We start from the raw sequence: 26,925 nt of genomic DNA on the forward strand, positions 1-26,925 counted from the left end.
ATTCAATATGAATAGTTTGATTTTTTAATTAGTACTTGAGTCGTTCTCTTTTTTACTTTTGCGTTTCTTATTCAGATTCACTGCTGTTTTACCAACCTTGGTTACCATACCTGTTTGACCTGCTTTTTTAGTTGCTCCAGTAACATGTGTAGTTAAGTTACGAGTAGAATCATTTAAACTTGAAACAGTTTCTCCTAAATCACCAATGGCTTTAAACACTGGATCAGTTTTACCCAATTTTCCGTTAACATCATCTAATGTAGTATTGGATTTATTTAATAATCCTTCCACCTCAATCAAAAGACTATCCGCATCTTTTGTTAATATACTAATGCTTTTATTAGCTTCATTCACTGTTTTTTGGACTTCTCCAACTACCTTAGAAACTTTTAACAATACAATAATTATGAACACAACTAATGCCGCAAAAGCTACAGCAGCTATCAAAGCTGCAATTTCTCCACCTGTCATATAAATTCCTCACTTCCTTCTATTTTCTAATTTTTTATCTAGAAATAAAAAATCTTCTACACGTATAGAATACCATTATTTATTTTTTTCATCAAATAATATGAAACCGAATTCTTCTTTTACTCATCACTTTATATTATAGTCGTTATTCTCAAAACAACTATTTTATTCTTATTCTTACACTTTTATTTAAAATTTAGGCTTTTCTTAATGGTCCTGTCACTATAATTTTGTCTGAAAATTTGTTACTATGATAAAGAACATTCAAATAGAAATATATTTATTTAAAGGGGTATTTAGTTTATGGACAGCAGTAATCAATTAGATAGTTCAATTGCAGTAGATGTCGTTGATACTTTGACAGAACAAACCAATATTTTTTCGGAATTTTGGAAATCAATCGATTGGCCCAGTCTCATTTCAACGGTAACTGCTAGTATTATTCAAATTTTATTTTTCATAATTTTCTTTTTTGCTGTAAAATTAATTGGAACCTTTTTTATTGAGCGGACATTTGAAAATTATCGAAAGAAAAAAGATATTTCTACAAATCGTTTAAATACACTTTATAATTTGACCAAAAATTTATTTCAATCTTTTGTAGGCTTTTTCTTATTTTATGCGATTCTTTCGGCTATTGGCATTCCTGTTGGTACGCTACTTGCTGGAGCCGGAGTCATTGGTCTAGCTTTATCTCTTGGTGCTCAAGGATTTGTCAGCGACATAGTAAATGGTTTTTTCCTGTTACTTGAAAAGCAGATTGATGTTGGCGATATTGTGGATCTAGATACTGTTTCAGGTACCGTTGTTGATGTAAATTTAAAAACAACTAAAGTAAAAAGTTTTGATGGGACACTTAACTTTGTACCTAATCGCTATATTACTATCGTAAGCAATAAATCACGTGAAGATATGCGTGCTCAAGTTGATATCCGACTTTCGCCAAATACTGATATTGAAAAAGTAGATAGGATCATCACAACGGTAAATGATAAACTTGTTCCTCAGTATCCAGATATTACCGAACCTCCTACTAGTTTAGGCTTGATTCCTCTTGAGAATGGTCACTATGGTGTACGGATCGTGATATTCGTCTTACATGGCCATGAGTTCGAAATAAAAAATGTTTTTTCTCAAGCGTACGTTACTGCCTTAACAAAAGAGGGCATTGAGATTCCTGTCAATCCTCTTAATCTTAAATAGTAACAATTTCTTATCCGAACTAAAGGAGGCAAATGTTAATGTCAGTACCACCTAAAATATTAATTCTAACTGGAAGTTATGGAAATGGTCATCTTGAAGTGACTCGTTCACTAATAACAGAGCTAAATAAGCGTGGCATCTCTAATATTGTTACATCAGATTTATTTTACGAAGCACACCCTATTTTGACTAACGTTACTAGGAAATTGTACATTAAAAGTTTTACTAAAGGCCAAAACATCTATGGTTTTCTTTATTATAAATCTGATTTTAGATTAACCGATTTTAGAATTGATCGAATGATTGATCGATATGGTTATATGCGCATCAGTCAATTGATGAAAGAAAATGATTTCGATCTTGTGATCAATACTTTTCCAATGCAAGCTTTGCCTATCTACAAGCAACATACCAAGAGTACAAAACCTGTTATCCCGTTTATTAATGTACTAACCGATTTTTGTCTGCATACTCGCTGGATCTCAGATAGTATTGATTATTTTTTTGTAGCCTGTAATAGTTTAAAGGAAGAATTGATTGATACTGGAATAAATGAAAATAAAATTACCGTATCAGGTATTCCTATAAAAGAAGAATTTTATTCCTATGATAAGTTTTCTATGAGCGAAGACATTACTTCTAATCAAACAAAAAGATTGCTGATTTCTGCTGGTGCTCATGGAGTATTAAAGGATTTAGCTCAAATTATTGAAAAGTTAAAAGTAAAGGAAGATTTGCATATAACGGTTGTTTGCGGTTCTAATCAATTACTTTTTAACGAACTTATGAAAGCCTATCAAAACGATGTCACCATAAGTATTCTTGGGTATGTTTCAAATATGGCTAATTTAATGAATCAATCCGACATCATGGTTACAAAAGCTGGAGGAATCTCTCTTTCAGAAGCTCTAGCAATTCGAATTCCTTTAGTTTTGGCACCTGCTGTTCCTGGACAAGAAAAAGATAATGCAAGATTTTTTGAAAAAGAGGGAATGGCCATTCTTACAAAATCAGAAGAAGAAATTGTACCGGCTATTTTAATTTTATTGAAACAACCTCTTTTGGCAAGAAGCTTAACGAAACAAATGGAAAACCATTTTTATCCACATGCATCTGGGCTTATAGTAGATAGAGTCCTTGCGCTGATTGAAAATCCTCGTGTCCATAAGGAGCCTAGTCATGACTCAAAAGAGATTAAAAATTGATAAAAAATTTTTATTTTTACTTATCTCATTAATGCTCGTTGAATACGTTCGTGCTGCTTTTATCATTAGCTATTTACCGGTTCAGGCTGCAGTGGGAACTCAGTTTAATCTAACTTTAGTTGGCTTAGCCATTAGTTTACATTACATTAGCGACGCTTTTTCAAATTTTCAAGCCGGTTTTTTCATGAATCGTTTTGGTATTAAAAAAGTCATCTCATTTTCTTTTCTATTGATTTTTACTTCTTTGATTATTGTTCCTTTATTTCAATTTAATAGTATCGTTATTATTTTAGCCGCGATCCTATTAGGTTTTGGGGCTTGTCCCATTTGGATTGTACTTCTATCTAAGGCTAGTTCAGGATCAAGAGGAAAAAATATGAGTTTAGTTTATTTTTGTTGGCTATCAGGTATGGCTAGTGGTGTCATAGTAATGAATTACTTAATGAATATTAATCTAACCGTTTCTTATTGGCTTCTACCACTCTTTATAGTAGGTGCTTACATCAGTTTCCGTTTATCAGGGAACCATCATACACCCCACACAGCTAGACAAAATATAACGGACATATTCAAAAAAACATTCTCTATTTTAAAACAAAGCCGCGTAATCTTACCGGGGACTTTAATGCAAAGCATTTCTATTGGAATGTTAATTCCTATTTTGCCAACATTTGTCTTGCAATATCTTGGTTTCTCCTATAATCAATATACCTTTTTATTGGTTATTGCTGGTTTAACAGCTGGTATCCTTATGCTGCCAATTGGCCGGTTAAGTGATTACTTCAAACCACGCTTACTATTTATTGGAGGATTTATACTTTTTGGCCTTACGATGATTTCTACTACACTTGATACCTCTATTCTGACTATTTATATTCTAGTTATATCCATGGCGATTGCTTATACGCTTTTTTTACCGGCTTGGAATACTTTTGTAGCTACAAAAATTACTAAAGAAGACCAAAATGTCAGTTGGGGAATCATTTCCTCTTTTCAAGGTGTGGGAACTATGCTTGGTCCCATAATAGGTGGGGTACTTGCTTCATATAGCGCAAGTATAACGATTATTGTTAGCGCTTCGCTTTTCCTTCTAATGGGCTTACTTTATTTATTTGTCAAATAGTGTAGCTGCTTCAAAATTTTTTTCTGCAATAGTCGTATTTGCTTGTGAAGCTTAATTAATTTGTTTATCCACACCAAAAATTATACAGTCTTTGTTTATTCAATACAAAAAATTATGATCTTTTAAATAAGCGATATAAAATATAACTTTATTTGACAAATTAGAAAATAAAAAAAATAGCGCTAGTGAGTTTTTTTACTCACTAGCGCTATTTAACGTAGTTAAATCTTTATTACTCAAAGGTTTGATTAACTACATAAATTATCTTATTTTTTGTTTAAGTTTCTTTCTTTTTGTTTTTGATAACCATAAAAATAATTACGCTAGCCGTAGCAAGCATAGCTACAAGAAGCGGTGTGCTACTTTCAAATCCTGTTTGTGCAACCTCTGTTTCTTCCATATCAACTTCTTGAAGGGTGAAGTTTGAAGGAACCAAGACTGTGTCAATAACATGGACAACACCGTTTGTTGCTTCAATATCTGTTTGAGTAATCATAGATTGATTGACCATTGGATCTCCTGAAAGATCAAACATCAATTCTTGACCATTTACTGTTGTTGCTTCCATCCCGTCTGTTAAATCAGCAGCCAACACACTTCCTGGAACGACATGATACGTAAGAACCTTTGCCAAGTCGGGTTGTGCTAACAATTCGTCTGCGGTAATATCTAATTCCGTTAATAGTTTTTCAAATGCGGCATTAGTTGGCGCAAATACAGTGTATGGGCCTTCTCCTTGAAGTGTCTCAACTAGTTCAGCTTTTTGAAGAGCAGCTACGAGGATACTGAAATCAGGGTTACCTAAAGCGATACCTACTACATCATCTGTAGGTGCAGCATTGACAGTTGCGGCGAAAAATGGCGATAGTAGCAGTATAGTGACAAGGGAAAATGCAATCTTCGAAAACTTTTTCATTTCTATCCATCTCCTTTGTGACAAAGTTATATTTTGTTATCTTTGTCTACATAAGTTATACTATCATCATACTGTAACCGATGTCAAAAATTAACTCCAAGGAAAAGAAAATGGAGGAATAACTATGAAAAAAAAATATTGGTTAGCGATTTTATCCAGTCTATTGTTAGTACAAATTGTTTATTATTATAATATTGTATCCGCTCAACGCAAAGATGTTAAAGTTCCAGAAAGCGCTTTGGTTCAAACAACAGATGAAGGTAAAGAGCCTATAAAAGACTCTATTCCTACTACAAAAATAGATACCGAAAAAGTGTTTGTCAAAAATACAGCGACAGATTACTACTTACTTAATTCTGATTATGTTGGTTGGTTAAATATAGCTGATACCGTTATTGATTATCCCGTTGTACGTGGAACAAATAATGAATTTTATTTAAGTCATAATTTTTATAAAGAGGAAGATGCTCTAGGTGCAATCTTTATGGATCATCGTAACGTGGGTATGGGCATGGATAAACACACCATTATTTATGGGCATTATACTAAATACGGGCAAATGTTCAGGGATTTAGAGCAGTATTTATCAGAAGATTTTTTAACTAGTCATTCTGAATTTATTTTTACCGATGCTTTTACCAAACGAACGTACAAAATATTTTCCGTACATCCTTCTGATGCTGATCCTAAATTTCTCGATGTATCCTTTAAAGAAAATGAATTTACTGATTTTGTTGACACCTTAAAAAAAGAATCTATTTTTGAATTGGATACTCCCGTTTCTCCAGAAGATAATATCTTAACTCTTGTTACTTGTAATTATAGTGTTAATAATGGCCGACTATTCATTCATGCCGTTGAAATAACAGAATAATTCAAAATTTTATTGTTTAAAGGATATACTTTGCTATTTTTCATTGCTCGTTAAGTTAAATTATTTGCTTTATTTAACTACACAAATACGCCTCTAAAGTTAGCTTTTCCTCTAACTTCCGGGGTGTATTTGTACAGCGATTGGTTTGAACTGAAATCTTTTTAGTTTCTTTACAATTGCCTATTAGCTTTCTTTTCTAAGAAGTCACCGACATGTTCAATAGCAAATGGAATAGCCTCTTCTTTTGGCGTCATTTGTGGGTGATGCAAGCCATAAGGGCTGTCGACACCTAACCAAAACATTGTGCCAGGAATTTTGTCTAAATAATAACCAAAATCTTCACCTGTCATTTCTGTTTTCATTTCTCTATATTCGACCCCTTGTTTTTTAGTCATATAATCAATAAAAGATAATGTTTCCATCTCGCTGTTGACTACAGGATAATACCCAGCTTGGTCTAAATCCAGATAAATTTTGCAATTATAAGATAACTCAATTCCTTTAACAATATCCTTTACTCTTTGCTGAGTTAATTTACTCATCTCAGAAGTTAATGTGCGAATGGTACCCGTAAGGCTAGCATATCCGCTGATAATATTTCCAGCTGTCCCAGCATGCATTGTCCCTAACGTAATCACTGCGCCTTCCATTGGATTAACGCTTCGACTAATGATTGTTTGGATTTGGCTGATAAATTGACTCGCAGCTACTATCATATCATTCGATTCATGTGGATATGCAGCGTGCCCACCTTTACCGCGAAATTCTACATTGATAGCGCAGGTTCCAGCAAATAATGTTCCAACCTTTGTTCCTAAAGTTCCCACAGGCAAATCTGGTTTGACATGCAGTGCATAAATTTCGTCTGGCATATAACCATTTAAAAAACCACTATCATAAATGATTTTTGCTCCACTCACATTCTCTTCAGCTGGTTGAAAAATAAACACTAAATCATCTACTGTTTGATGAGAACTAAAATAGGTTAATAACCCTAATGCAATCGACATGTGCATATCATGACCACACGCATGCATTCTTCCCTCGTGAGTGGATTGAAAAGGCAATTCAGTTTCTTCTACCACAGGCAGACCATCTATATCCGTTCTCCAACCAATCGTTTTTTCACCAATGCTCCCCTTTACTCGAACAACAATAGCCGTTTCCCATGTTTTTATTTCTAAATTATCTTGTGGCAACTCATTGATTTTAGTCATCAAATAACTATGCGTCTTGTACTCTTCTAAACCAATTTCAGGAATCAAATGTAATTCTCTTCTCATCTGAATGAAAGGATTCTCTTGTATCATTTTCTTCACTCTCTTCTAAAAAAGGAGATGAATCAGAAAGTTTTTTCTCTTTCTGTTCACGCTCCTTTGATTTTGTCTTCTTTTATTTTTTATAGTTCGCGTAAAGCATCAATTATACCTGTTTTACTTTTTGTTTTTTCATCGATATCTTTAATTTTTTTAGCCGGTGTTCCCGCTACAACAGTATAAGGTTCAACATCTTGAATAACAATAGCTCCTGCTGCAACAACAGCGCCTTTTCCAATTCGAACACCCTCTAATACAACAGCATTAGCTCCAATTAAAACATTATCTTCCACAACAACGGGTTGAGCACTAGCCGGTTCAATGACCCCTGCTAAAACAGTACCTGCACCAATATGGCAATTTTTACCAACTGTTGCCCGTCCGCCTAATATAGCACCCATATCAATCATAGTTCCCTCACCAATGATTGCTCCAATATTAATAACAGCGCCCATCATAATAACGGCTGAATCCCCAATTTCGACTTGGTCTCGTATAAAAGCACCTGGCTCAATTCGAGCTTTAAACTTCTTCATATCTACTAATGGGATAGCAGAATTACGGCGATCATTCTCAATCACTTTATCTTCGATCCACTTTTTATTTTCTTCTAAAAAGGGTTCAATGACGTTCCATTCACCAAAAATAGTCCCTACTTCATTAGTTGTAAAATTTTTAATTGTTGCAGGAAAATTCAATTGATCTAATTGACCTTTTAAATAAACTTTTACCGGTGTTTTTTTTTCACTTTTTGATATAAATTCAATAATTTCATTTGCATTCATTTTATCATTCCTTACTCATTAGTATTTTTTTAATGTAAACGTTCTGCTTTCCGAATCACATCATATTTATTTTCAAATTCGTGGGCAATCCGATTTGTCCCTTTTAAAATTTCACTTCTCGTGATGATCCCAATAAAACTTCCATCTTCACTTGCTACACATATAAAGGCGTTATTCACTAATAAATGAAGAACTTCTTCCAAGTCATAAGGATCGGCTACCAAAGCAAAATCAGTGGTCATAACATCTGAAACTAATATATCGCCTAATTTATCAAAATTGATATCTTCCAACCCAGTAATAGCTTCAATGATCATAGGCATAGAAATAAGTCCTCTAATTTTATAATCATTATCTAAAACTGGAATAACTGAATACCCTATTTTGGTAAGAACTAATAATGCATGATCCAATCGATTCTTCATTTGAACATGGGCAACTCTGTCTGCTGGAATCAAAAGATGTTCTTTATTTTCCAGTAGCATCTCACCAATTTCTTTTCCTATCATTCGTTTCATTTCCTTTCCTTTGATTACTATATCCAAGTACTATTCTACGTTAAAAAAAGCTGTTAAAGATTAGCAACACAATGGAAATAAACAAAAAATTATAAACTAGCATACAGGTTTACACTTTTAACTATTTTTGGAAAACTGACAGCTTAGATTCTTAATGACATTATGTGCTCGATTGTAATAAGTGACTATTATTTGAAACTCATCACTTTCTACTATAGCATAAGTTGGAACTAAATAGTGACCTCTAGGCTCTGAAATACTCCCAGGATTTAATACTACGATACTATCTATTTTTTCAGATTTAGCTTGATGAGTGTGGCCAAAAAATGCATAATCTGCATTTTCTTCTTTAGCTGCATAAACTAACTCTTGCATACTATAATTAACATCAAAGAGATGCCCATGAGCCATAAATATGCGTTCATTTTTCACATCAACAACTTGAGTCAACTTATACTCATCAGTAAAATCCATGTTTCCTTTAACGGTCATCATTGAATCCCAAACTGAATCTGTTGCTTCCAATTCAGAATCGCCGCAATGAAAGATTTGATCCACTTTATCCTTGTAACGTTCAATTAGTTCAACTAAAATTTCTCGATCCTCATGACTATCACTTACAACTAATACTTTCACACTTTTTCCCCCAGTGATGACGACTTACTCTAACTATTTATCTATTTATCTATTTATCTATTTATCCATTCATCCCATACTTCATCTAATTTTTCTACTGCTACTGCACGATGGCTAAAAATATTTTTATCTTCTTGAGACAATTCGGCCATTGTTTTACCTTTACTTTCAACAAAAAATAACGGATCGTAGCCAAAACCATTATCGCCTTTAGGAATAGTCAAGATAGATCCTTCAACTTCGCCTTCAACGACTAGGCTGTCTTTTCCCGGTACCGCAAGTGCAAGCGTACAATGAAATTGAGCTGTCCGCTCTTCTTTTGGTACGCCTGTTAATTCATGCAATAATTTCGCATTGTTCGCAGCATCACTTTTAAATTCTCCTGCATAGCGAGCAGAAAATACTCCCGGTGCACCATCTAATGTATCAACTTTCAAACCTGAGTCATCGGCTAAAACTACCATATTAAGTGCACGTGCAATCGTTTCTGCTTTTAATAACGCATTTTCCGCAAATGTCATTCCCGTTTCCTCAACTTCAGGAATCTCTGGGAAATCACGCAACGTTTTTACTTTAAATCCTTTTTTAGCAAACAAAGCTTCGAATTCTTTTGCTTTTCCAACATTACTTGTCGCAATTAAAATTTCATCTTTTGCAATTACCGGATAAACAATCTCTTCTTCATTTTTTAAAGCGATAGCTTGATCAAAGGCATCATTTTGCACTTGAATCAACTCCCTGATTCCTTTTCCTCCAAATTCTAATAACACCGAAAGTTGGTCAGCAGAAAAGGTAGCTTCTTCACCTGTACCTTGAATTTCAACAAATTGTCCACCAGAAGTCATAACTAAATTCATATCCACATCTGCTGCACTATCTTCTAAATAATTCAAATCTAATACTGCTTGTCCATCCGCTAAAATCCCTACACTTATAGCCGCTACATTTTCTTTTATCGGACTAAAAGTCAATTCACCGCTATCTAATAATGTTTGGATAGCCAATTTCAAAGCTACAAATGCGCCTGTAACACTAGCAGTACGCGTTCCACCGTCCGCTTGGATCACATCACAGTCTACAGTAATAGAACGTTCCCCTAATGCTTCTAAATCGATGCTTGAGCGTAGTGATCGGGCAATCAATCGTTGAATTTCCATTGTACGTCCGCTTAATTTTCCTTTGGCCGCTTCGCGAATATTTCGCGTATTAGTAGCTCTAGGCAACATACTGTATTCTGCATGGACCCAGCCACTTCCCTTTCCTTTTAAAAAGCGTGGGACGTTTGTTTCGATTGATGCACTACAAATTACTTTCGTATCTCCAAAAGAAACCAGTACTGATCCCTCAGGATGTTTCAAATAATTGGTTTCTATTGTCACTAATCGATTTTCATCATTTCTTCTACCATCTGTGCGCATACTTGAACCTCACTTTTTTTTGTCGAGCTTTCAACTCTAGTTTAAAATTTTTCTGTTCCTAATTTAATATGTTCAATGTCTAATGCCTCGTCGCCTAACCATTGAGAAGCTATATCATTAAACATCTGAGTAGATCCTGTGGTGAAAAATTTTCGTTCAGAAACTTCTTTGTTATTACTTAATTCTGCAAGATTAAAATAATCTAGAATAGTACTCACTTCACTAATTGTTTCTGCACCTGAATCAATTAGTGTCACTGAATCTCCCATCACATTTTGGATAATAGGTCTCAATAAAGGGTAATGAGTACAGCCTAAAATTAATGTATCGATTTTTTTATTTTTGATTGGTTTTAACGTTTCTGCGACAATTTTTTTTGCAATTGCACTTTTGTACTCATTACTTTCGACCAAAGGGACAAATTTTGGACAGGCCAAGCTGTTCACAGATGCCAGAAAATCCTTTGATTGAATCATTTTTTTATATTTATCGCTATTTACCGTACCTTCCGTTCCAATGATTCCGATCCGATTATTTTTTGTTGCCTTGATCGCAGCCCGGCTTCCAGGTAAGATAACACCGATGATTGGTATAGCTAATTTCTTTTTTAAATCTTCTAAAGCCACTGCAGTAGCTGTATTGCAAGCAATTACAAGCAGTTTAATATCCTTATTCAATAAAAAGTGCGTCATTTCCCAAGTAAACTGTTTGACTTGCTCTTCAGGTCTTGGGCCATAGGGGCAGCGGGCAGTATCTCCTACATAATAAATGGATTCATTTGGGAGTTGTCGCATAGCCTCTCTTACTACAGTTAATCCGCCGACTCCTGAATCTATAAAACCTATCGCTTGTTTTTTCATTTTTAACAACCTCAATTTAGTTTCATTTGTATACTCTTCTTATTTTCCCTTTTTTCACACTTAATTTCAAGGGATTAAGGAAATTAACTTTAATAATTTTTTGAATAACTCATTTTTATTCGTTTAAAATGACTAAACAGTAATTTATTTTAAAAAGATAGGTTTCTGTTTCAAATCACGTTATAATAAATTGTGAATGACAGAAGAGGTGAATGAGCAAGTGAGTAGAAATAAGAATGAACAACAGGTAGACCTAGAAAAATTTAATGATGCACCTTCCTTATTTGGATACGAATTGATTAGAGATATATTGATTCCAAATTTATTAGGAACAGATATGCATGAAATTTTATATTGGGCTGGCAAAGAATTAGCTAGACAGTACCCACTTCAAAACAGGCAAGATATTATTCTTTTTTTTGATAAGGCAGGTTTTGGTTCAATAGAATTGAGTAAAGATCAACGCACTAAACAAGTTTATACTTTGTCTGGTGAAATTGTGCAAGCTCGTTTAGAACATGTACAACCTAGTTTTAATTTAGAAGCTGGATTTTTAGCTGAACAAATTCAAATGCAAGACAATTTGTATACTGAAGCGTTAACTGAAGTAAACATAAAAACAAAAATCATTACCTTTATTGTAAAATCGGACACCCAAGACCGATTATCGATTGAAGAACCCTTAACTCATTTTATTCTGAATGATACTAAAGATAAAAAAAACAAATTTTTTGAACAAGGTGAATCGATTTTACCTTCAAGATCTTCAAAATATGAACGATAACTAAATTAAAAGAGGACTTGGATATTAATATCCAAGTCCTCTTTTAATACTATTTTCTTTGTTCATTTTTTAAAATACTTAAAGATGTTTTCATCGTTTTTATCATCCCGGCATCTGAGTAAACTAGTACATTTGAACGATACATCACTAATGATAACAAGGTACAAAGGATGGTGAAGACAATCATCACAATAATCGAAATCACTATCCCAGCAGTGGAGACTGTTTCACTCGCTACCCTAAATGGCATAATGAAAGGCGTGAAGAAAGGGATATGGGAACCAATCTTAACAATAAGCTGATTTGGACTAGCAAAAGCAAACAATCCACCATAGAATCCAATCATTGCCAAGAAAATCAGCGGTGTGACAGCTTTATTGACATCTTCAATTTTGGTTACTAATGAACCAAAGAAAGCTGCTAAACCAGCATATAAAATGATCCCTAATACAAAGTAAATAAGTGTTGCACCAATAAAACTACTTAACAATGTTCCAAGATCGATACCTTGCAAAAGTTCTTGGATAAAATTCATATTTTTGACAAAAGGATAAGCAATTAAAACCAATACGACATAGATAATAATTTGTGTCAGACAAACTAATAAAATACCTGATAATTTTCCGAAAAAGTGAACCGTTGAAGAAACACTTGATAAAATTATTTCCATGATTCGGGTACCTTTTTCAGACGCAATTTCTGTCCCAATAATGCTTGCGTAATTAATAATAAAAATAAAAATAGCTATTCCAACAATATAAGAACTCCACATTTTAATAGTCTCAGCTGTGCTATCTTGGCTAGTTGCTGCACCATTTTCAAAATTAATGGTTTCAGTTGATACATTAGCTGGAGAGATTAATTCCGTTGCTTCTTGTTGTGTTAATCCATATTCCGTAGCTTTTCTGTTTAATTGGATAGCGGTCAAGAGGCTCCTTAAAATAGTTAAATCCAAATTATCGCTAGATGATGTATCCACATATTTAGCGGTAACAAGCTGATTTTCAGAGTTAACTTCCAGATAACCATCTAATTCTTCTTGCTCCATAGCTTCCTCTGCAGCTTCCTTAGTCGTAATTTCTGAATTAATGGTGAATTGATCATCTTCTGTCGCTAATAGTGTCTGTACCTCTTGGTCAGCAGTTAAAATAGCAATCTCAGGCGTATCATTTTCAGATTGGCTAATAAAGTAGACAATACCACCGATTATCAAGAGCATCACGATAGGCGATAACACCATTGTTAAAAAACCAAAAGACTTAACATTTTTTTTATAGACATCAGTCACGATCACCCAAAATTTAGTCATGCAGTTCACCTGCTTTCATTTTAAAGATCTCTTCTATCGTTGGTGGCTGTTGGCTGAAGGTAGTAATATACCCATCTTGTGTAACCTTTTTAAAAATGGCTTTTCCATCTTCTGGATCTGCTAAATCAAGAACTTTTAAACCGTCTTTTGTAGTTTCAGCTTTTATCACTCCAGGCATCATTTTTAATTCATCAATAGAAAATGATGTTTCTAAAAATAATTTTTTTCGACCAAATTGCTCTCTGATCTCACGAACTGTTCCATCTAATACCATTTCACCATCGCGTAACATAACTAAATGATCACAGATTTCTTCAACATTATTCATATTGTGACTAGAAAAGATAATAGAAGCTCCTTGTTTTTTCAATTCTTTGATACCTGCTTCTAATAAGCTAGCATTAACAGGATCTAATCCGCTAAACGGTTCATCCAAGATGACAAGTTTAGGTTGATGGATCAGTGTAGCAATCAATTGAACTTTTTGTTGATTACCTTTAGATAACGACTTTATTTTATCTGTTTTCTTTCCTTTAACTTGAAATTTTTCCATCCATTTATCTATTTGAGGCTTGATTTCTTTTTTAGATTTTCCTCGCAATTGTGCAAAATAAATTATTTGATCTTCTATTGAAACCTTAGGGTATAACCCACGTTCCTCTGGTAAATAGCCGATAATATCATAATCCGTTTTTTTTATAGGCTGTCCATTCCATAAAACTTCCCCAGAATCAGCTGTTAAAAAATTTAATATCAGTCGAAAAGTTGTTGTTTTACCTGCTCCATTCTGACCGATCATACCTAGAATTTGACCATCCGGAATCGTAAAACTGATATCGTCAACAGCCGTAAGTGCTCCAAAAGTTTTTTTCAAATTCTTAACTTCTAGCATATCTTTTCCTCCTTGTATCTATGTATTTAGACATTAAGTCTAACAGACCTTCCACTAATAAACTATCAATAACTAAGTAAACTTTGTTTTACCTAATTAGAGCTAAAAACGAATTAAGACAGTTGCCTCAATTCGCTTTTCGCATATTGCTCCTATCTACTCAAATATCCCGTTGTAAATCTGTTCCGGGTGCTCTAGGCATACTTGGGTTATCGATTGGATGATTCCCACCGAATGTTCCATCCGATTCTTTTAAAGGAATACCTTCTATTGAAGGTGCTTCGCTACTTTTAGTTGGAATTTTTCCTTTAACGGATTCTGATACCTCACCAATAGTCGATAAAATAGGGTTGTTCTTATTTTTTATCGGTTTATTATTTGAATTGTAACTAGTTTGGTTTGCCTCTGTCTCTTCAGTGATGATGACATAACCACCATGTTTGATAGTTTTATTGTATCGTTCAGTAATCCCGATATCTAATTTATATTTTTTAAGAGGATTCTCAACTTCTGATTCACTAAATGTGTCTCTGACGCGATCCCATATTGCTTTATTCTGTTTGTTAAGAACAGGGTCCACTTCTGCAATAGTCAAACTTTCAATCGTACCTTTGTTTTCTTTATGAGTAACAACAGTTACATCCTCAGGTTGATAACCTTCTGTAATCAAATGTTCAACTTGAGCTGTAGCCTCCTCAACCGATTGATAAGCACCTTTGAATTTTTTCACCATACTTATTTGTCCTCCTATCATATTTAATTTTACAATATAATAGTACCAAATAAAGAAGGCGTTCCCAAATAATAAGTTTATAAATTTTGCACACTGACATAATATTTCGGCTGTCTAATTTTTGATGTGAATAAATAAGTTAAATGACTCATCCAAAAATTCTGGAAGAATAGGGTTGCTTGTAGCTGTGCATTGGATTCAGTGAGAATGACAAAACGTTGGCGCTTTAGCGCAATTACGGTTTGTTTGAAAATTGAAAGTCTGTAAGAATTCTTTTTAGGTTTCAGACGTTCCCTTGGCTCCTTAACAGACCCTTACATTCCAGAAGATTTTTCATATTGAATTATCCACACTATTTGACTTAGAGTCGATAATTCCTGACAAATAAAAAAGACTACCTTTAATCAAGGTAATCAAGAATGTAGAAGATAGGATTCGAACCTATACCTTATTTAAACACAAGAAAAAACAATCGTTTGACCTCTAAAAAGTGAAACACCACGTACATCTACATCCAATATCATACCACACTTAGTACTTAAAAGCACTAATTACTTTATTTTATGTGCGCTAATTGATAGATAGAACTTGAACTTTCAGCATTAATCTATCTGAAAAATAACTTAGAACTTAAAAATAGGAATAAAGACCTATCAAATGACGGGTCTTTATTTCTATTTTCTTTCACTATTTTTCAAATTTTTGTTGAAAGGACTTCAAATATTGCGCCTTTAAATTCATCACAGCAGTCTTTGAAAATCATATCAGATGCCAAAAAGAACGATTTTCAATCTTTATAAGTTAGGGTTGCATCGCTCCGAAAAGGACTAACCAAGCCAAGATAGATTTAGCAACAAGGCTTAAGACGATGTAGATTCTTTCACCATAAACATAATCTTTCCATTTCCCAATTTTCTTGTACTGTAAAATCATATTGACAGGGAATGTGTTGAATGCCACAAAATACGTTCCAACAATGGCCCAAACGAACCAAGGGACCTGATCAAAATTACCGTTGCCGAACATATACAGCAGAATGGCTATCCAAGGTGCGATTCCGGCAATGGAACCCCAAATAAATGGACCCCAAATGATATTTTCTTTTGATTTCCCAGTATTCAATTGTTCCATGACCAAACCGAATAAGTTCATCGTCGCATTGACTACGAATATCAATACAAGCGATGCAATATCGTAGATACCGAACAAAGTAGAAATCAAAACAATCATAATCGAAGAACTAATTGCGTACTCAAACCAGCGGAATTTATTGATCCCTTTTTCCAAATCTGAATTGTAAATATCGTTTAGCTTTTTAGGTATCGAAATAAGTGCATGTGCGCCAGCGGAGATGATTAAAAACGAAGCCACTAAAATACCGAATGGCAAGTCAAATAATACTTTCGACTCCAGTTCAAGTGAACTTGTCTCTTGATTGAATGCCAAATAATTTTGTGTGATTTCTGGCGCAAATTCTCCAATTTGTTGGATCACGCTCGTCGCCAAAAAAAGCATCGCAATCCCTTGAAGCAAATGAAGGCCTCCCATGATCATGTTGAATTTTCTTAATTTAGCATGTGTAATCTCTCTCATCAGTTAAAACCCCTTTCTCTTTTAAAATAAAAGCTACTCCAGCAAATGTGGACCGCTCGCTCGCTATCTATTTATTAACTCTATTGTATTCTATCCGGATGGTTATTTCTACCGAAATGACTTTCTCACTAAGTGCACTTCACCCCACTATTTCATTATTTTGCTATAATGCCCCACAAAAAATAAATCGCGGTACACATACTACTGTTGAAAAAAGTTAATCTTAAAAAAAGCCGATAAAAGCTGTCTTATTAGCATTTATCGGCTTTTTTTGCAATTAATTAATAGTTATTGATTTATTACAGTCATTTTTCCTTATTTTTTAATTTCATATAATCTAGAATCGTAATCACAATTAGGATAATTCCTGTAATTAATGAAATTTGATTGCTTTCTATAAATCCATAAACGAGTAAAATAATTCCTGAAATCAAAATAGCTAACGCAATAATTTTTTGTATATTCATATTTTATCCTCTTTCATATGTGAATTAATAATTTTTTCCTATTACAATAAAACAGTATACCGCAATTCTTATTCACCATCAATCACTTCCTAGAAACTATTTTATTTCACAGTATAAAATAGTATGATTGAAGTAAATAAGGCTCATTGTAGTTTACGGTTAAATTCCATAATACTTTTTTCAATGTTTTTAACGAGCCCACACCTTTTTCCACTTTATCTAATTGTTTAAAAAAAGTGAGTTTTTCTTTTTCTGTTGCTTTGTTTTTAAAATAACCATAAACGTGAGCAGCAGCATTCACCGACGTTCCTGTTGTCACTTCCATTGCCAATGCTTGATCTAGTAGACGATAAAAATCTAGTGCCGGAAAACTATTTTTATCTTTTAATAATTGACGTACCGCATCATATAACTTTGGTGATCTTTCTAAAATACTATATTTATACAGACCCCATTCTTTTTCCAGTAATTTAATATGCTGATGCGGCGTTGTAGCAGTGATGCACTTTATAGCGGAAAGACTCTTATCTTTTACTTCTAACATAATATCCAAATCTTCTCTTGAAACTTGATGATAAAAATCCATAAAGGGATCAAGCGAAATTGTTCGCGTATGAGCTCCTACCCGACTCATAGCACTTTGTTGAGAATAGTGAATTTTTTGAGAACCATCCTCAGGCTTCCATGTTTTCCGGGTTAGTTCGATCCAATAAGCATCATCCTTTGAGACATCACTTGTATGGATAGCATTATGAAGATTATCATAAATAACAGGAGCTCCTGTCGCCAAGCTAATAGATAATACGTCAGAAACGGTATAAGACCGATCATCATTCTCAATTACCAATCTTTTTTTTATTGCATCTGATAAATTTTGATAGCTACTAATAAAACGCTCTACAGCAAGTTCTTTTTCTTGGTAGACACCACCTACATGTAACACTATTTTATGTTCAGACCCGACTCCAAGGCTATCTAAAAACCGTGTATGGTAATTTAAATCTTCAACCGCTCTCGATACAACCTCTTCATCTGGCGAATTTAAAACTGTATACTGTCCAGGATGCATCGATACCCGTGTTCCACTAGATTTTATTTTTTGTCCAATTTGTTCAAATCGAGGTTTAAATAGTTCCCACCATGCCAATGTATTAACCGGACTTGAACCAAAAGGAATGATATCTGAACTAATACGAAATAATTTAATCCCGTTTTTTATATTGTAATCTATAATATTTTCAAGTGACTGCAGGTTAAAAAGAATCAATTCATTTAGATTTTCTTCCGTTGCATTTATTTTCCGACAAGTTCTGAAACTTGTTTCTGGAATCCCTATTGTTAAACAAGCATAACCAATACTCATTTCTTTCCCCCTCACTTAACTTTATTCAGCTGTCTCATTATACAACTTTTTTTTAGTTAAATACAAAAAAAGCTTTAACGACTACCTAAAGACATAGCCGTCATCTAACAAAAAAATAGGTTTAAGGAAGCCTATTGCTTTCCTTAAACCTATTTTTTACCCATATAGTAAGATTGAAAAATAGATAAATCCAGTACCTGCTAAGACAAATAGGTGCCATAAGACATGCATATACTTAACATTTCGCATACTATAAAAAATAGTTCCAATTGTAAATGAGAGCCCACCAGCTAATAATAAGGCAAATCCTCCAAAACCTAATCCGATAAACATGGGTTTGACAGCAAACATACTGAGCCATCCCATACCAATATATAAAAAAGTTGACATATTTTTAAATTTTTCAATCCAAAAACATTTGTAAATAATTCCGAAAATAGCAATTGCCCAAACGATTCCAAACAAGGTCCAGCCTATTCTTCCACCAATCGTAATCAGAGAAATAGGTGTATATGCTCCAGCAATTAAAAGAAAGATACTACTATGATCAAAAATTTTGAAAATCCTTCTTGCACGTGTAAAAATCAGACTGTGGTAAAGCGTTGAACTTAAATAAAGTAAAAATTGTGAGAATCCATATATACAATAAGAAACTAATTCTAAAGTAGTTCCTGTATTTAAAGCTTTCATAATAAGCAATACCATTCCTACAATACTTAAAATAACGCCCACGCCATGAGTAACGGCATTTAAAACTTCATTAGCCACTAAATATTTCTTTGTGTATACCATTTGTTCTTTCATCTCTATCTCCTCCTTGAAGAACTATGTAAATGAGTAACATTACTGTAAAAGTCTTTGTCATTTATTTTCTTCTAATAGCAATAAATTGATTTTTTATTTAACATTATGATAACACAGTTTTTATTACCATTCAACCTAGTTATCAAAACTAGTTCAAAAAAAATTGTCTAAGAATACCTTCACTTGATAACAAATCATCTTAATAATGCTGTATCATTAGTATAATTTATACCATAGCAGATATTCAAGGAATCCATTCTGTTATTCTATAAAATAGGCAGTTACTTTTCTACATCTGTAAATATGCTAATAAAATTCGTCTCTATCTGACAAAAAATCTTCAACAAGTTGATTGAATTCTTTATATTTTTCAACCATCAAAAAATGAGTTGCTTCTGGTATAATAACTAACTCACTAGTTCTGATCAAATTATGTAATTCTTTAGTATGATTTTCTTCAATAACATCATTTCCACCTGCTACTACTAGTGTGGGTGTTTTAATAGTCATCAAATCAGCAGCTTCTAAATCTAATTGATGCCACATCAAATCAATAACCTGTTTCTTTTTTTCAGCTCTCAAAAAAAACCTACCCAAAATAGTCAATAAAGTATACTCTCTTTTCACTTCACTTAATGATTCTTTTTTTAATCCATCTACTTTATAATTAGCACCGATAACAATAAGTTTATTCATCATTTCTGGATAATGACTACTAAAATAAAGTCCCACATTTCCTCCATCACTAAAACCCATAATGGTTATTTTAGGTATGTTGAGGTAGCGTAGAACAATCAAAATATCTTGGGCGATTATTTTGAACGTTAATAGTTTTCCTCCATGATCTGAGTTTCCATGTCCTCTTGTATCTAATGCAATCACTTGAAATTTTTTGCTGAAATAGGACAGCTGTTTTTCAAATATTTGATGGTCTTCTCCATTCCCATGTAGCAATAACAACGGTTCACCAGCCCCTAAAACTCTACAATAGAGGTTCCCATCTTCTGTTCGAATATACATTGCTCTCATTTAATGACCACCTTTAATAATTTTATCTATAAGAAAACAACATATTTGTATTTTACATGAGTATATCAAATTTTTTATTAAATAGTTAAAAAAGCGTCAATTTCGTATCAACGCTTGAAAGGACCTTTATTTAGTTTTGAGTGTTTACATGTTTAAGTTAAGACAGATCGTATTCAAAACGATGGTCTTCTCACCTTCTAGTTTTACAAATAATAATTTTGTGGTTTTCATTTCGTTTAAATCTCTTAGCGTTAATTTATATTTTCTAAGCACCCCATCAAAAGGGCAATCAAGAATTCCATCAGCATTTTCAATCAGGTCATCTTCATCTACAAGTAATGTATTGAAAATATTTTCACCCTCAAGAATGTAAGCATAGTTATTTTTTGATTCTATTACATTCGTTTCCATACTGCTCCTCCTTCACTCAAAACAAGAGCATCTTTATTATGATCCAAGAAAGAATAAGGGTCAGCTACTAAATTAACAGGCTCTTACTCTTTTATTAAAATGGTTAAGGGTTGAGGCAAAGAAGGACTAGATCAAAATTTTTTAGCCCCCACCGCCAACGAACCAGATTACTGGTAAAAATGTTACTAATTTTTTCAACATCCCTTTCATGTAATCCCTCCTCACTTTGACTTCATTATAGCAAATGATTTATACTATCTTATATAATGTTCATATAATCACATTTTTTTTTGAAAGAAGGTCTCTAAATGACACAAATCTGTCAAAAATTTGGTGAAGATTTTAAAAAAATAAGAGAAAATAAAAATTACACGCAACAATATGTCGCAAATGGTGCCATGGCACGCTCAACTTATACCAAGTTTGAAACGGGCAGTATTGTTCCAACTATCACTAAATATTTTGAAGTTTTAAATAACTTAGATATGAGTCATGAAGAATTCAATTATATTCATAACCATTATCATTTAGAAGGAAAAGGTGCAATACTCTATCAATTCAGGGCTATTGCTGTAAATAGTGATTTAAACAACCTTATCAACGTAAAAGAAACGACGATGGCCTATTTAGATGAACATAAAGATAATGTTGTACAAGATATCTTTAATATTTGTAATGCTCTTATCATACTTTCAAAAACCAATGACTTAACACAAGCTGCACCTTTTGCTGCAAAAGTTTGGCATCGAATTGCTCAGCTAGATAAGTGGTATTTAACAGAATTGCATTTGTTGAACAATATCCTCTTCTTCTTTGATTTTGATACTTCTCTTCTCATCTCGAAACGTGCTTTAGTAGAATTAGAAAATTATAATCATTTTCATGAGGCGACAGAATTAAAGTTAGCATATACTATGAATTTAATTTACTTGCTAATGGAAAATAGAAATTATAACCAGGCTCTTGAAAGAGCCGATTCTTTGATAATATTAAGTAAAAAAAACGGAAAGTACCGCATGCTTGGTGTACTGTATGTACGAAAGGGCATTATTTTAGCTAAATTGAATAAAGCCGATTCAAAAATATGGATTCAAAAAGGATTTAATTTATTGGAAGCTCTTGAAGATTTTTCATTAAAAGAAGAGCTCAAAAAAGAAATTCTTTATTATCTAAACCATTCTTTAAAAAAGGAATGATAACGAACAAAAGATTTTAAAGTCTGATCATAAAAAAATAAAAGTAGGATTGGAACCAATGCCCCAATCCTACTTTTATTTTTTATGGTTATTTGTATTTTGCAATAACTTCTTCGATTTGTTCTTTATTATGGTAACCAATTAATTTTTCAACAACTTCTCCATCTTTTTTAACTAACAAAGTAGGAATACTCATAATCCCAAAAGAGCTTGGTACTTCAGGATTAGCATCAACATCCATTTTTACGATTTTTATTGTATCACCAATTTCTTCATCTAATTCTTCTAATACTGGTGATTGCATACGACAAGGGCCACACCATGTTGCCCAAAAATCTGTGATAGATAAACCATCTTTAGTTTCTAATTCAAAATTTGCATCAGTTACTGCTTGTACCATTATTATTCCTCCTAAATACTGTTTTTATAACTTATTAATAGTAAGTTATATTATAAATTTATTATATCAAAAATTCCTTTTAAAATCTACCTAAATGCCTAAGATTTAAATTCTACGATTGTTGCACCATTTCCCCCTTGATTAGGTGGGGCATAATGGAATTCTTTTATTGAAGGATGTCTCTTCAAAGCATCTGTCACTCCTTGCCTGATAGCTCCAGTTCCTTTTCCATGTACAATCGTAACTTGCGGATAATTAGCTAAGAGAGCTGAATCTAAATAACGGTCTAATTCTGCTAAAGCATTTTCGTACCTTTCACCTCTTAGATCTAGTTGAGGCGAAACATGACTGCTTGATTCTGAACGTACTGATGTAATCATTTTACGATTCGGTTCTTTTTCAGGCTCAGTCAACGTTAAATCACTTTCTTTAAGTTTCATTTTCAGCATACCCATCTGAACGACCCAATGATTTTTATCTACATGTTCCATTAAAGTTCCTTTTTGTCCAAATGATTGAACCATGACATCATCGCCAATTTTCATGACTTGTTTTGCTTTGGCTTTTTTCAATATCTTATTCTTAGCTAAAGCTTCTTCTTGTCTTAATCCAGATAATTGCATTTTAGCGTCAATCAATTCATGTTCTTTAACACTTTCGTACTGACCTGAAATTTGTTTTTTACGTAGATCTTTAATAATTTGATTAGCTGTCTCTTCTGTCTCTTCTACAAGACTATTGGCTTTTTCACGAGCTTTCTTCATTAACTCTTCACGTTCTGTGTAAAACTGCTGCACAGCAGTCTGTAAATCAACATATAGTTGCTCAGCTTCATCTACATAATAGCGTACTTCAAGATATTCGGTTTCTGCCATTTTACGTCTATTCTCTAAATCGGTGATCATTTCATTTAAATTTTGACTTTCTCCATCAATCAATTGACGTGCTGAATCAATAACCTCTTCACCGAGTCCTAACCGCTTAGAAATTTCAAAAGCATTACTGCGACCTGGAACACCAATTAACAATCGATAAGTTGGACTTAATGTATCTACATCGAATTCCATACTGGCATTGATCGTTTGTGGACGATTGTAGCCATACGCTTTCAGTTCAGGGTAATGCGATGTTACCATAACGTAACTACCAACAGTACCTACCTTATCAAGAATAGCAATAGCAAGAGCTGCACCTTCTTGAGGATCTGTTCCTGCTCCTAACTCGTCAAAAATGATCAAACTTTTATTGTCCATCCGGTCTAGAATAGAAACAATATTTGTCATATGTGAAGAAAAAGTACTCAAACTCTGTTCAATCGATTGTTCATCCCCAATATCCGCAAATATCTCAGTAAATAAACCGATTTGACTATCTGGAGCAACCGGTATTTGTAAGCCTGATTGTCCCATCAATTGCAATAATCCCAATGTTTTTAAGATGATGGTCTTTCCACCAGTATTTGGACCTGTAATAATAACTGCTTGATTTTCTCCGCCAATTAAAATGTCATTTGCCACAACTGTTTCCGGATCCAGTAAAGGATGGCGAGCATTCAGTAACTTCACTTCATTTTTATCATGAATGATTGGACGATTAGCTCCAATATTTTTTGCATAGCTTGCTTTTGCACCAATAAAATCTAATTTTCCTAAAAGAAACATATTATTTAAAATGTCTTTACTGTAAGGAGCAATTTCGTTTGAAATCTCGGCTAAGATACGATCAATTTCAAGGCGCTCTTCAATTTGAAGCTGACGTAAGCGATTATTTAACTCCACTACACTTTGTGGCTCTACAAACAAGGTTTGACCTGTCGAACTTTGATCATGGATCACACCTCCAAAATGACTACGGTATTCTTGTTTTACTGGAATAACGTAACGATCATTACGAATTGTAATGATTGTATCACTTAAATACTGTGCACTTTTCCCGCGAATGATGCCATCTAGTTTCTCACGAACATTATTTTCTCCTCGCTTGATACCTGTGCGAATCCCTTTCAAAGCAGGACTTGCATCATTCATAACACGACCGTCTTCATCAACTGTTTCACGAATCAATTGATTCAAAGTAGGAGTTGTGATGAAATTTTCAGCTAAATCATATAAACGATTCATTTCAATACCAGTTTCTTTTAAATTTTCAAAAAAACGATTTATTTCAGAAGTTGTGCGTAAAATTTTTCCGATTTGTGCAATTTCTAATCCATTTAAACTGGCACCAATGTCCAAACGCTTTAAATGAGGACGAACATTTTGTAATTTTGGAATCGGCATTCTACCCCGTAATTTCAAAATCTTTGTTCCATCTTCTGTCTCATCTTGCCATATTTCTACTTCTTCTTTATTAATGGAGGGAGATAAAGTTAAAACTTGTTCTTTCCCCAAATCAGAGGCAGCAAGATTTGCAACACTTTGTATAATTTTATTGAATTCTAGTGTTTGAAGGATCTTCTTATTCATTTATTTCACCTCTTGCTTAATTTTTGTTAATTGATCCATTTTTTTCGGACTAATTTTTATTGAATACTAAGAAATCGTCTCCCTAATTTAAGAGAAACGATTTTTTAATCTATTTATCTGACTATCAGTTTAACGATGTTGCTATCCACCAGTCATACAATTGCGCTGATATGATCGGCGTATCTTCTATGATTTTACGTGCCAACCAACTATTACTAAATGCCTCTTGGACTGCATCCACTGGAAGCATTGTTAATAAAAGTAAAATTAAAAATACCGCAACATAAGAAACCATAAAATTCAATAATGCTCCACCTAAAGCATTTAACTGCTTTATTACAGGAATAACTGTTACAACATTTAATAACCCGCCAATAAATCGGGTAATCAGCCATCCAATAAATAAGATAATCATAAATGCAACACCATTATAAAAAGCGCCATCTAAGTTAAACGCTAGTGCTTGATCATAAAAAACGAATTGGCTGCTTTCAGACGCTGAAGGATAAGGAACGATCAATTCTAAATTAGATCCTAGCATTTGATAATAATTACTTGCCACTAGATATGAAACAAAGTAACCTACCGTCAAAACGAATTGAAGAATCAAACCTCTTCTAGCTCCACCGTAAGCTCCAATGGCCAAAATAATTACTATAAGGACTGTCATTAACATACTTATCACCTTTATTCAGGAACTTGCTCTTCACTTAATCTTATTTCCTGATCTTTCTCTAATTTCTTTTCTAACTCTTCTATCTGCTTTTGCAAAGTCGTTAATTTTATTTTCATTTCAATTTGATCCGATATAGCATTAACCGCTACTAAAACAGCTCTACGTTCGGGGTCTAGGCCTTTTGATAATGATTCAATCTGTTGCATTTGCTCATCTACCATTTTAGACACTGATCGCATATGCTCCTCGGGTCTAGCTCCTATAATCGTGTAGGGTCTTCCTGCTATTGTAGTTTTATACCGAATTTTCCCTTTTGACATGGCCGCCCCTCCTAAAAATTACATTTCCTATATTTTACCATGAATCATCTACTAGTTGCACTTTTTTTCATTTCATTTTAATAACACACCTATAATATTTCAAATTATATGGTAAACTATTAGTTGGTTCATCAATAATAAGAAATGAGTGACAAAATGTCTAATGAAGTACTTCTAGTTTCCAAAAAAACATTAATGGATATGAAACAGCATTACACTCCTTATTTAAAGCCGAATACCCCTCCTGGTAGTTTTTTTGCTGCTAAAAAAGGTGCTGTTAATATAACAGGATATAATTCTGGCAAAGTCTTATTTCAAGGTGCAGATTCTGAAAAAGAGGCTGCTAATTGGAAATCTAACTCATCAATTGTCCCACCAAAAAAAAAAGAATCATCTGCTTCATCTTTGAATACCCCTTTACCAAAAGGTTTTAGTAATTGGTCGGTTATTGGCAGTGATGAAGTTGGGACAGGTAGTTATTTTGGTCCTTTAACAGTCGTTGCAGCTTATGTAGATCAATCGCAGCTGGCTTTATTAAAAGAATTAGGTGTACGTGATTCAAAAGAAATGAAAGACCCTGAAATTATTCGTGTCGCAAAAGACTTGATTACTTTCTTGCCTCACAGTTTACTAAATGTCATGCCTGAAAAATACAATACTATTCAGCCTACGATGACACAAGGAAAAATGAAAGCTGTTTTACATAATCAAGCTTTAGGACATGTCCTTGAAAAAATCAAACCACAAAAACCAGCTGGGATTTTAATTGATCAATTTGAACTTCCAACAACTTACTTTAAACACATTAGCGATCAACCAAATCAGATCAAAGAAACCGTTTATTTTCAAACAAAAGGAGAAGGCCATCATCTGGCCGTAGCCGCAGCTTCAATTATTGCTCGTTATGCTTTCTTAAAAGGACTAGACGAGTTAACGGCAACAGCAGGTATCAAAATACCCTCTGGAGCTGGCAGCAATGTTGATTTGGTTGCAGCAAAGCTTTTAAAACAAGGTGGGATTACTTTACTGAGAAATTACGCTAAGTTACACTTTGCGAATACAGAAAAAGCTAAACGAATTAGCGGAATCTCTTGATTGACTAATTAAAAGAACCTACATTAACGGATTGATATTCCACCGTTAATGTAGGTTCTTTAC

The 26,925-nt window shown here is 33.5% G+C and carries 27 protein-coding genes and 2 pseudogenes; 7 read left to right on the forward strand and 22 right to left on the reverse strand.

Features of this window, described 5'->3' with window-relative positions; translation table 11 throughout:
* Positions 1 to 24 precede the first annotated feature (24 nt).
* Entirely contained in the window at positions 25 to 471 is a 447-nt protein-coding gene (locus BP17_RS09835; protein ID WP_035053964.1) for a DUF948 domain-containing protein, read from the reverse strand.
* 303 nt (positions 472 to 774) lie between these two features.
* Here BP17_RS09835 and BP17_RS09840 point away from each other — a divergent pair, with 303 nt between their 5' ends.
* From BP17_RS09840 to BP17_RS09850, 3 genes are read left to right on the forward strand one after another with little or no spacing between them, the layout of a single operon-like run.
* Entirely contained in the window at positions 775 to 1,674 is a 900-nt protein-coding gene (locus BP17_RS09840; RefSeq protein ID WP_035053966.1) for a mechanosensitive ion channel family protein, read from the forward strand.
* A 38-nt stretch (positions 1,675 to 1,712) separates the two neighbouring features.
* Entirely contained in the window at positions 1,713 to 2,879 is a 1,167-nt protein-coding gene (locus tag BP17_RS09845) for an MGDG synthase family glycosyltransferase (RefSeq protein WP_035053969.1), read from the forward strand.
* Entirely contained in the window at positions 2,854 to 4,002 is a 1,149-nt protein-coding gene (locus BP17_RS09850) for an MFS transporter (protein ID WP_035053971.1), read from the forward strand. The genes BP17_RS09845 and BP17_RS09850 overlap by 26 nt, the downstream gene beginning before the upstream one ends.
* Before the next feature lie 277 nt (positions 4,003 to 4,279).
* Here the strand turns inward: BP17_RS09850 and BP17_RS09855 are convergent, their stop codons facing one another.
* Positions 4,280 to 4,918: a fasciclin domain-containing protein gene (locus BP17_RS09855; RefSeq protein ID WP_084676345.1), complete on the reverse strand. Its 639-nt coding sequence runs from the start codon at positions 4,916 to 4,918 to the stop codon at positions 4,280 to 4,282.
* Positions 4,919 to 5,042: 124 nt separating this feature from the next.
* Here BP17_RS09855 and srtB point away from each other — a divergent pair, with 124 nt between their 5' ends.
* A complete protein-coding gene (gene srtB, locus BP17_RS13135) occupies positions 5,043 to 5,792 on the forward strand; it encodes a class B sortase (protein ID WP_051910517.1) in 750 nt (249 codons plus the stop codon).
* A 170-nt stretch (positions 5,793 to 5,962) separates the two neighbouring features.
* Here srtB and BP17_RS09865 read toward each other — a convergent pair whose 3' ends face one another.
* From BP17_RS09865 to racE, 6 genes are all read right to left on the reverse strand, one after another.
* Positions 5,963 to 7,102, reverse strand: a complete 1,140-nt coding sequence (locus BP17_RS09865; protein WP_035053974.1) for an N-acetyldiaminopimelate deacetylase — start codon at positions 7,100 to 7,102, stop codon at positions 5,963 to 5,965.
* An 89-nt stretch (positions 7,103 to 7,191) separates the two neighbouring features.
* Positions 7,192 to 7,893, reverse strand: coding sequence for a 2,3,4,5-tetrahydropyridine-2,6-dicarboxylate N-acetyltransferase (gene dapD / locus BP17_RS09870; RefSeq protein WP_035053977.1), 702 nt, complete (start codon positions 7,891 to 7,893; stop codon positions 7,192 to 7,194).
* A 29-nt stretch (positions 7,894 to 7,922) separates the two neighbouring features.
* Positions 7,923 to 8,402, reverse strand: a complete 480-nt coding sequence (cbpB, locus tag BP17_RS09875) for a cyclic-di-AMP-binding protein CbpB (RefSeq protein WP_035053981.1) — start codon at positions 8,400 to 8,402, stop codon at positions 7,923 to 7,925.
* Between the two features lie 126 nt (positions 8,403 to 8,528).
* Entirely contained in the window at positions 8,529 to 9,047 is a 519-nt protein-coding gene (locus tag BP17_RS09880) for a metallophosphoesterase (RefSeq protein ID WP_035053984.1), read from the reverse strand.
* 53 nt (positions 9,048 to 9,100) lie between these two features.
* Complete coding sequence (gene rph, locus BP17_RS09885; protein WP_035053986.1) at positions 9,101 to 10,465, reverse strand: ribonuclease PH; 1,365 nt, start codon at positions 10,463 to 10,465, stop codon at positions 9,101 to 9,103.
* A gap of 41 nt (positions 10,466 to 10,506) precedes the next feature.
* Complete coding sequence (gene racE, locus BP17_RS09890; RefSeq protein WP_035053988.1) at positions 10,507 to 11,325, reverse strand: glutamate racemase; 819 nt, start codon at positions 11,323 to 11,325, stop codon at positions 10,507 to 10,509.
* A 220-nt stretch (positions 11,326 to 11,545) separates the two neighbouring features.
* Between racE and BP17_RS09895 the strand changes: the two genes are divergently transcribed.
* Entirely contained in the window at positions 11,546 to 12,109 is a 564-nt protein-coding gene (locus BP17_RS09895; protein ID WP_232219615.1) for a YslB family protein, read from the forward strand.
* 49 nt (positions 12,110 to 12,158) lie between these two features.
* Here the strand turns inward: BP17_RS09895 and BP17_RS09900 are convergent, their stop codons facing one another.
* The 10 genes and pseudogenes from BP17_RS09900 to BP17_RS09940 all read right to left on the reverse strand — a co-directional run bounded on the left by BP17_RS09900 (position 12,159) and on the right by BP17_RS09940 (position 20,710).
* Positions 12,159 to 13,418 (reverse strand): ABC transporter permease, encoded by a 1,260-nt coding sequence (locus BP17_RS09900; protein WP_035053991.1) that lies wholly within the window; start codon positions 13,416 to 13,418, stop codon positions 12,159 to 12,161.
* Positions 13,411 to 13,620, reverse strand: a pseudogene (locus BP17_RS13845) (DUF4162 domain-containing protein); the annotation flags it as partial. The pseudogene BP17_RS13845 and the gene BP17_RS09900, both read right to left, overlap by 8 nt.
* Positions 13,620 to 14,310 (reverse strand): annotated as a pseudogene (locus tag BP17_RS09905) (ABC transporter ATP-binding protein); the annotation flags it as partial. The pseudogenes BP17_RS09905 and BP17_RS13845, both read right to left, overlap by 1 nt.
* Positions 14,311 to 14,470: 160 nt before the next feature.
* Positions 14,471 to 15,043 carry a general stress protein gene (locus BP17_RS13140; RefSeq protein WP_051910518.1) on the reverse strand — a complete coding sequence of 191 codons (573 nt, stop codon included), beginning with the start codon at positions 15,041 to 15,043 and terminating at the stop codon, positions 14,471 to 14,473.
* Positions 15,044 to 15,844: 801 nt separating this feature from the next.
* The gene (heR, locus tag BP17_RS09915; protein WP_035053996.1) at positions 15,845 to 16,636 is read right to left on the reverse strand and encodes a heliorhodopsin HeR; all 792 of its coding nucleotides are present in this window, start codon (positions 16,634 to 16,636) and stop codon (positions 15,845 to 15,847) included.
* Positions 16,637 to 16,941: 305 nt separating this feature from the next.
* Positions 16,942 to 17,103: a UV damage endonuclease UvsE gene (locus BP17_RS09920; RefSeq protein WP_035053998.1), complete on the reverse strand. Its 162-nt coding sequence runs from the start codon at positions 17,101 to 17,103 to the stop codon at positions 16,942 to 16,944.
* Positions 17,104 to 17,209: 106 nt separating this feature from the next.
* Entirely contained in the window at positions 17,210 to 18,466 is a 1,257-nt protein-coding gene (uvsE, locus tag BP17_RS09925) for a UV DNA damage repair endonuclease UvsE (protein ID WP_035054000.1), read from the reverse strand.
* Positions 18,467 to 18,622: 156 nt separating this feature from the next.
* Positions 18,623 to 19,270, reverse strand: a complete 648-nt coding sequence (trhA, locus tag BP17_RS09930) for a PAQR family membrane homeostasis protein TrhA (RefSeq protein WP_035054002.1) — start codon at positions 19,268 to 19,270, stop codon at positions 18,623 to 18,625.
* 306 nt (positions 19,271 to 19,576) lie between these two features.
* On the reverse strand, positions 19,577 to 20,299 hold the full coding sequence (locus tag BP17_RS09935; RefSeq protein ID WP_035054004.1) for an alpha/beta fold hydrolase: 723 nt from the start codon (positions 20,297 to 20,299) through the stop codon (positions 19,577 to 19,579).
* Between the two features lie 144 nt (positions 20,300 to 20,443).
* Complete coding sequence (locus tag BP17_RS09940) at positions 20,444 to 20,710, reverse strand: hypothetical protein (protein WP_035054006.1); 267 nt, start codon at positions 20,708 to 20,710, stop codon at positions 20,444 to 20,446.
* Positions 20,711 to 21,018: 308 nt separating this feature from the next.
* Here BP17_RS09940 and BP17_RS09945 point away from each other — a divergent pair, with 308 nt between their 5' ends.
* Entirely contained in the window at positions 21,019 to 21,906 is an 888-nt protein-coding gene (locus BP17_RS09945; protein WP_035054008.1) for a helix-turn-helix domain-containing protein, read from the forward strand.
* A gap of 88 nt (positions 21,907 to 21,994) precedes the next feature.
* On the opposite strand, the gene trxA is transcribed toward BP17_RS09945, so the two are convergent.
* From trxA to BP17_RS09965, 4 genes are all read right to left on the reverse strand, one after another.
* Positions 21,995 to 22,306, reverse strand: coding sequence for a thioredoxin (trxA, locus tag BP17_RS09950; protein WP_035054011.1), 312 nt, complete (start codon positions 22,304 to 22,306; stop codon positions 21,995 to 21,997).
* 98 nt (positions 22,307 to 22,404) lie between these two features.
* Complete coding sequence (locus tag BP17_RS09955; protein WP_035054014.1) at positions 22,405 to 24,771, reverse strand: endonuclease MutS2; 2,367 nt, start codon at positions 24,769 to 24,771, stop codon at positions 22,405 to 22,407.
* A 124-nt stretch (positions 24,772 to 24,895) separates the two neighbouring features.
* Positions 24,896 to 25,441: a CvpA family protein gene (locus BP17_RS09960; protein ID WP_232219616.1), complete on the reverse strand. Its 546-nt coding sequence runs from the start codon at positions 25,439 to 25,441 to the stop codon at positions 24,896 to 24,898.
* A 17-nt stretch (positions 25,442 to 25,458) separates the two neighbouring features.
* Positions 25,459 to 25,767 carry a cell division protein ZapA gene (locus BP17_RS09965; protein WP_035054019.1) on the reverse strand — a complete coding sequence of 103 codons (309 nt, stop codon included), beginning with the start codon at positions 25,765 to 25,767 and terminating at the stop codon, positions 25,459 to 25,461.
* A 156-nt stretch (positions 25,768 to 25,923) separates the two neighbouring features.
* On the opposite strand from BP17_RS09965, the gene rnhC reads away from it, so the two are divergent.
* A complete protein-coding gene (gene rnhC, locus BP17_RS09970; protein WP_035054021.1) occupies positions 25,924 to 26,862 on the forward strand; it encodes a ribonuclease HIII in 939 nt (312 codons plus the stop codon).
* Positions 26,863 to 26,925: the final 63 nt, after the last annotated feature.

Source organism: Carnobacterium pleistocenium FTR1 (assembly GCF_000744285.1).
GTDB lineage: Bacteria > Bacillota > Bacilli > Lactobacillales > Carnobacteriaceae > Carnobacterium_B > Carnobacterium_B pleistocenium.